This is a genomic window from Pedobacter sp. 05L430 (genome assembly GCF_056397585.1).
In genome coordinates this window covers 1-6,246 of the sequence record NZ_JBFTNT010000251.1, presented here as the reverse complement: position 1 = coordinate 6,246, position 6,246 = coordinate 1, and the positions used below count along the sequence as shown (strand labels likewise).

4 protein-coding genes are annotated in these 6,246 nt (G+C 40.5%); all 4 read left to right on the top strand.

Features of this window, described 5'->3' with window-relative positions; genetic code table 11:
• Positions 1 to 1,003: ABC transporter permease (locus AC1DG9_RS21510; protein WP_477635207.1), on the top strand; the 1,003-nt coding region annotated here is incomplete at its 5' end.
• Positions 1,004 to 1,101: 98 nt separating this feature from the next.
• Positions 1,102 to 2,265, top strand: a complete 1,164-nt coding sequence (locus AC1DG9_RS21505) for a FecR family protein (protein WP_288883926.1) — start codon at positions 1,102 to 1,104, stop codon at positions 2,263 to 2,265.
• Positions 2,266 to 2,308: 43 nt separating this feature from the next.
• Positions 2,309 to 5,707, top strand: a complete 3,399-nt coding sequence (locus AC1DG9_RS21500) for a TonB-dependent receptor (protein WP_477635206.1) — start codon at positions 2,309 to 2,311, stop codon at positions 5,705 to 5,707.
• A gap of 11 nt (positions 5,708 to 5,718) precedes the next feature.
• On the top strand, positions 5,719 to 6,246 hold a 528-nt coding region (locus AC1DG9_RS21495), incomplete at its 3' end, for a RagB/SusD family nutrient uptake outer membrane protein (protein ID WP_477635205.1).

Genomic DNA, 6,246 nt, shown 5'->3' with positions numbered 1-6,246 from the left:
CAGTACCTCGCTGGTAGAAATGCCAATGGAGGGGATGTTGTTCCAAAATTATGATGCGCTTAAAAACCGTTTGGTACAATCTGGGGCAGTGCTTTCTATGTGTAAAACCACTGCGAGCATCTCTACGCAAAACTCTGTGACCAGCGGGCTCGAATGGGAGGGCATGCTACCTGCAGATAAATCCCTGAGATTTAACCAGATCATTACCACAAATGATTTCAGCAATACTACAGGCGTAAAAATGGTCATAGGGCGTGATTTTAGCAAAGATATTGCTTCAGATAGTTCTGCAATTATGCTGAATTCCAGTGCGGTTAAAGCTATGAACCTGCAACAGCCCATTGGTAAAAAGGTGCTCTATGAAGGAATACGAAGGACTGTAATTGGTGTGTTTGAAGATATCATCTGGGCTGATCCTACCAAAAAGGAAATGCCTATGGTAGTGGCATGGGGACCCTTTTTGCCAAACGTGATTACGATGCGTTTGAACAGTGCAAGAAGTACCAAAGAAGCTTTGGTAACCATCACTAAGATCACGAAAGAGATGAACCCCGTTTATCCGGTGGATCTGGAATTTGTGGACAGCCTTTATCAGGAGAAGTTTGAAAGGGAACGTGTGCTTTCTATACTTTCTAATTTGTTTGGCGGGTTGTCTATTTTTATATCTTGTTTGGGGTTGCTTGGGCTTTCGGCCTATAGTGCAGAGTTGCGGACTAAGGAGATTGGTATTAGAAAAGTACTAGGTGCAAGTCATGTAGGCATTGTTAATTTGCTGAGCTGGAACTTTGTAAAAATGGTGTTGATTGCTATTTGTATAGGCCTTCCTTTAAGCTATTACCTGATGAATATCTGGCTATCTAAATTTGATTTTCGAACTGAGATCACAGGGTTCATGATGTTCAGCTCAGCTGGATTCATTGTTTTGATTGCTTACCTGACCGTGAGTTATCAGGCGGTTAGAGCTGCATCAGCAAATCCTATAAATGCAATCAAATATGAATGATGTGAGTTAGCCATCTCATCATCCTGAATTTATTTCAATTTTTATTACCCCCCTGCGCCTTACTTGGCCGACTATAGTTTTAAGAAGCATTAAAAACTATGGCTGGCTCAGAATTCGATGCTAAAGCATTGATAAAAAAATATAAGGAAGGTATTTGCTCAGATGAAGAAAAACTGCTGGTAGAGCATTGGTATGAAAATATCAATGACAGCGGTTTTGATTTGGATGAGCAATTGGCCGAACATGATCTGGCAAGTGTGTGGACGCGCTTGCAAACGGATATCACCGATAAGCCTTTACAAAAAACAAAGCATACTATTTCCTACATTTTACGGATTGCCGCAGTGATTTTACTGTGTGCATTCCTGTGTGGTGGTGCTTACTACTTTATTTCTTATAATAAGCCTCTTAAAGAAAACAATGAAATAGCAGATAAGCCGATGGATGATGTTGCTCCGGGTGGGAACAAAGCAACATTAAAACTTGCCAACGGTAGTATTATTGTTTTAGATAAGGCAGGAAATGGAGTATTAGCAGAGGAATCTGGCCTGAAAATAACAAAAACAGAAGATGGTAAAGTTGTTTACAGCCAGTCAAATGGCAATGCAAGTGGGAATAACGAAGTAGGCAAGAATGTGATTGCCACCCCTCGCAGCGGTCAGTATCAGGTAACGCTGCCCGACGGGACCAGAGCGTTGTTGAATGCTGAATCATCCATTACCTATCCAGTGCTTTTTGCAGGTAATGAGAGGCGGGTTGACATAAGTGGCGAGGTTTACTTTGAAGTAGCAAAAGATAAAAAAAGACCTTTCAGGGTGTTTGTAGACAACATGAAAGTAGAGGTTTTGGGTACCCACTTCAATGTTTCTGCTTACAAAGAAGATAAAGACATTTCTACAACCTTATTTGAGGGTTCACTTGATGTGATCAAGGGGGCTGATAGAACACGACTTGTGCCGGGCAGATTGGCGAGATGGAATAAAAAGAAAGAAAATCTGGAGAATTTGCCTGCCGATTTGGAAGAAGCCATGGCCTGGAAAAATGGTGATTTTGTTTTCAATAAAGAGAATATACAGCTTATTATGGTGAAGCTTTCTCGCTGGTATGATGTAACTGTTGTGTATAAGGGTAATATGTCGGGACTGAACTTCAGTGCAAAAATATCTCGTAAAAGTACCATTTCTGAGGTACTTGAACTATTTCAGCTAACAGAATCAATGAAATACAACATTAAAGGAAGGGAGGTCACAATTAGCAATTAAGTACTATCTGAATCAAACCTATTAACCTTAAACCAAAACATTCATGAAAATTGATCTAACCTATAAACCGCCTTCTATATTATTTAGAAGGCTAATGAGAATATTATGTTTATTACTGATACTATTAACTGCCCAGATCACAGCTTCGGCATATGCACAAAGAATCACMCTTGCTGAAGAAAATGCCTCTCTGGAAGTAGTATTAAAAAAAATAAGTAAACAATCTAACTACGATTTTGCCTTTAATTCGGACATGCTGAAAGATGTAAATCCGGTAAATGTGAAATTAACCAATGCAACCCTTAAGGAAACACTTGATGCTGTTTTTAAAGACCAGCCGCTTACCTATGTGATTACCAAGAATACGGTTGTTGTAAAGAAAAAACTTGCTAAAAAAACTGCTGCTATTATGCAGGAAAGCGCTATGCAGGTATTAATATCTGGAATTGTAAAAGATTCAAAAGGCTTGCCCTTGCCGGGGGTAAGTGTAAAAGTAAAAGGGGGAACTGCCGGCGCTGTTACGGGAAACGACGGAAAATACAGCATCTCAGTTCCTGAAGATAATGGGGTTCTGGTATTTAGTTTTGTTGGATACACCACTCAGGAAATTCCTGTATCCACAAATAAAACCATTGATGTTACACTTTTAGAAGACACGTCTGCACTGCAGGAAGTAGTAGTGGTAGGATATGGTACCCAAAAGAAAGTGAATTTGACCGGAGCTGTATCTTCTGTTGACTTTACCAAGGAAATGGATAACCGGCCTATTACAAATGCTTCGCAGGCATTGTCGGGCAAGGTAACCGGCGTATGGGTAAGTCAGAATTCGGGATCTCCGGGCAGTGACGGCGCAACATTAAGGGTTCGTGGATTTGGAACGTTAAATAACACAAACCCTTTGATTTTAATTGATGGAGTTGAAGGAAACTTAAATGAGCTGAATCCCAGCGATATTGCCTCTATGACGGTGCTTAAAGATGCTGCATCATCTGCCATTTATGGTTCAAGGGCTGCAAACGGGGTAGTGCTGGTAACTACAAAAAAAGGCAGTTATGATTCGCCTTCCCAATTATCTTACAATGGATATTATGGGGTTCAGAAACTGGGCCGTCGTTTTGATATTATAGACAATAGCGCGGAGTTTATGGGGATATGGAACAAAGCAGTGGCCAATAATGGTGGCGACCCGCTTTTCCCTCAGGAAGTGATTAGCGCTTTTGAAAATGGGACAGATCCTTTTCTATATCCAAACACCAATTTCTTTGATGAAGTTTTTACCACCGCCCCAATCCAGGAGCATAATGTTTCTGTAAAGGGTGGCTCTGAGCGTCAGAATTATTATTTGTCGTTTAATTATATGGATCAGGATGGTATAATTAAAGAAACTGATTCGAAGAGATTTGGGTTAAACCTGAACATGAACAGTAAGGTGAATAAGTGGATGGAGATAGGAGGAACGGTACAGGCAACCAGAAAAATTACGCAAAGGCCATATGATGAAATTAGCCGGGTGATGTACCTGATGCAGAATGGGGGGTATCCATTTACTGCTCCATATACCCGTGACGGCAAATTCGGTGCAACGCAGGCGCTTTATTTAAGCGGGCCAAACAAAGGTCAGCCAATAGTGGATACGAGGAACCCATTGCCTGATATGTATAACGGGCGCACACAATATGCAAACAACTTTATAAAAGGGAGTTTAAATGCTACCATTAAGTTTACCCCTGAACTTACGTTTAAGTCGCTTTATTCTGGTCAGTTTAATAACAACAGGAGAGATAGATTTAATCAGTTAAATTATGCATATACCGATAGTGGTATTAAGACAAGTGTTTTGGATTATCCTTCGACCATCAATAACTCGAGAACGAATGATGAGCAATTTTACTGGGCCTTTTTTAATACGCTTGATTTTAATAAAACATTTAATGAAGTGCATAACGTAACTGCCGTTGTGGGTATGCAGGTAGAAGAGAATCAGTTAAAAAATATGCTGAGTCAGCGGTCGGGACCTCCTAAAGAAGGCTTGTCTGAGGTAGATGCGGGTACTTTTAATCCGCTTGCTAATGGGAATACGACAGAATGKAGGATGCAGTCTTATTTCGGCAGGATCAATTATAACTTTAATGAGAAGTATTTGTTAGAGGCCAATTTAAGAGCCGATGCATCATCGAGATTCAGTGCTGGCAACAGGTGGGGCTTTTTTCCTGCTTTTTCTGCCGGATGGAGATTAAGTGAGGAGCGCTTTTTAAAGGATTTTAAAGCGATACAGAATTTAAAAGTAAGGGCTTCGTGGGGTCGTTTGGGGAATCAGAACATTAATGCAATTGCCGGAGATTATCCATATCTGTTATCCCTTACTCAGAATTATGGTTCTAGTTATAACCTTGGCGGTGCCTTGGTGCCGGGTGCAGCCATTACTGCGCTGGTAGACCGTAGTATTTCGTGGGAAACCACTGAGAGTACCAACATTGGTGTTGATTTTACGATGTTTAGCGGAAAGCTAAATGTTGAAATGGATTATTTTACTAAAAAAACATCAGATATTTTAGTGCGGTTGCCCATCCCTCAGATTTTAGGCGGAGTGAGTGCACCGGTAGAAAATGTGGGTAGGATGACGAATAAGGGATTTGAAACATCAATCTCCTATCAATCCAGAAACGGAGATGATGCATTTAACTATAGGGTTGGCGGAAACCTGACCTATGTAACCAATGAGGTAACTAAATTTAGAGGTGGGAAATCTCCTGATCAACTATACCTTATCCGTGAGGGTTATTCATTTCAATCGCTTTATGGCTTTAAATTCCAAGGTGTGTATCAGACAAATGAAGAGGCAAAGCAACATATGTCGAACAATGCTTATACGCCTACTGCCGGAGATTTGAAATATGAGGACGTAAATGGTGATGGTCGTTTGGATTATCAGGATAAGCAATCATTAGGTAATACAATTCCTAAGTTCACCTTTGGTTTAAATCTTGGTTTTAGCTATAAAAGCTGGAATTTAGATGTGGTAACTACTGGGGCTGCAGGTGTTAATGCTTTTACAAAAAGCAGATGGGCCGAGCCTTTGGGGATATCGGGCGGTGTAATTACCGAGCGTTGGAGAGATGCGTGGACACCTGAAAACAGGAGCAATACATTGCCTCATATTAAAGTAAATGATACGTGGAACAGGTATGAGTCATCGTTCTGGGTATCAAATCTTTCCTATTTTAAAATTAAAAATATACAGCTGAGCTATCAATTGCCAAAAAAACTGATAAACAGTTTAAAAATGGGTGGAATAAGTGTATATGCTAATTTCCAAAATTTACCTGCATTTGTTTCGGGTGATTATGAAGGGTTTGACCCGGAGAGAAATACGTTTGATGATGGCGGCGGCCTTTATCCAATACCCTTTATCAGTACGTTAGGTGTCAATTTACAATTTTAATAAGAGAAATTATGAAACGTATAATTAGTTTATTGTCGGTTATTCTTGTGTTCTTCTCTTCTTGTACTAAAGACTTTTTGGAGGTTACACCGGAAGATAGAATTACAGAGGATAATTTTTGGAAAAGCGAGGGGGATACTTACCTGGCACTTTATGGAGTGTACAATACTTTGCAGAGCAGGCATGTTTATGGCTATGGTGGCGGAYTGGACGCTGCATCTCCAAATGCTTATCAGTGGGCACATTGGGAAGGAATGGAAATGCAGGTGGGCAACGGTACTATACAGCCCGGTGATGCAGGAATTGTAATTGAGCGCTGGAGAGATTGCTATAAGGGCATTAACAGAGCCAATTATTTTTTAGATAATGTAGATAAAGTTCCGATGCCCGATGCTACCAAAGAGGTAATGAAAGGCGAGGCTTACTTTTTGAGGGGCGTATTTTATTCGCTGCTGGTAAACACTTATGGTGGTGTTCCGATTTTTACCAAAACGATTTCTGTTGAGGAATCAAGAAATCTTGAGCGTGCCGATCTGGAA

Excerpts from the sequence above, each read along its gene's own strand:
- AC1DG9_RS21505 (WP_288883926.1), top strand. The coding sequence starts at position 1,102 with ATGGCTGGCTCAGAATTCGATGCTAAAGCATTGATAAAAAAATATAAG.